The organism is Methylorubrum salsuginis (assembly GCF_900114375.1).
In the GTDB taxonomy this organism is placed as follows: domain Bacteria; phylum Pseudomonadota; class Alphaproteobacteria; order Rhizobiales; family Beijerinckiaceae; genus Methylobacterium; species Methylobacterium salsuginis.
In genome coordinates this window covers 1-1,075 of sequence record NZ_FOSV01000062.1, presented here as the reverse complement: position 1 = coordinate 1,075, position 1,075 = coordinate 1, and the positions used below count along the sequence as shown (strand labels likewise).

At 61.2% G+C, this 1,075-nt stretch carries 1 protein-coding gene; it reads left to right on the top strand.

Annotated features, from left to right (window positions below):
• Positions 1-96 precede the first annotated feature (96 nt).
• Positions 97-1,011 carry an IS481 family transposase gene (locus BM140_RS25000; protein ID WP_091952146.1) on the top strand — a complete coding sequence of 305 codons (915 nt, stop codon included), beginning with the start codon at positions 97-99 and terminating at the stop codon, positions 1,009-1,011.
• Positions 1,012-1,075 lie beyond the last annotated feature (64 nt).

The following is a 1,075-nucleotide window of genomic DNA, read 5'->3' as shown; positions in this document are numbered from 1 at the left end:
ACGAGCCCGAGGCAAACACGGGCTAACCCTCACCGTGTAGCCTCGCCGGCGTCACTCCAGCGGGCAACTCAAAGATACAAGGCAGTCCGTCGCGCAATCCAGCTACGTGAAGAGAGCGTAAGAGCGCTGGCCAAGCGCTACGGCGTCAGCCCGACGACGGTGCAGAAGTGGCGCAAACGGACGAGCACAGCGGATGCCCGGATGGGCCCAAAGGAACCGCGCTCCACCGTGCTCACCGCCGAGGAGGAAGCGATCATTGTCGCCTTCCGCCGGCATACCCTGCTGCCGCTTGACGACTGCCTCTATGGCTTGCAGCCGACGATCCCGCACCTGACGCGATCCTCGCTGCATCGCTGCCTGGAACGGCACGGCATCAGCCGACTACCCGAGATCGAAGGCGACAAACCCAAGAATCAGCGCTTTGCGACCTACGCCATTGGCTACGTCCACATCGACATCGCCGAGGTGAGCACGGTCGAAGGTAAGCTCAGGCTGTTCGTAGCCATTGATCGAACCAGCAAATTTGCCTTCGTGCGGTTCGTGGAGAGCGCCGGCAAGATGGAGACCGCCCAGTTTCTCCGCGACTTCATCGAGGCGGTGCCTTACCGCATCCACACCGTGCTCACAGACAACGGCGTTCAGTTCACATCACGTCGACAGGACATCTACGATAGTCAGCATATCTTCGACCGCGTCTGCGACGAGCACGACATCGAGCATCGGCTGACCAAGGTGAACCATCCTTGGACCAACGGGCAGGTCGAGCGGATGAACCGCACCATCAAGGATGCGACGGTCAAGCGCTACCACTACGACAGCGACGACCAGCTTCAAACGCATCTTCACCTGTTCGTCGATGCCTACAATCACGCTCGTCGGCTTAAGACCCTGCGGGGCCTGACACCCACCGAGTTCATCCTGAACGCCTGGACGAAAGAGCCCAATCGCTTCAGGATCGACCCGTCACACCTCATCCCGGGACCATACACATCTGGCGTCGCGAGGGGCTGAAGGTCTCGAGCCGACAGAGACCTGATCCGTCCTCACGTTCGGCCCTCACGTCCGGCCGCGGCTG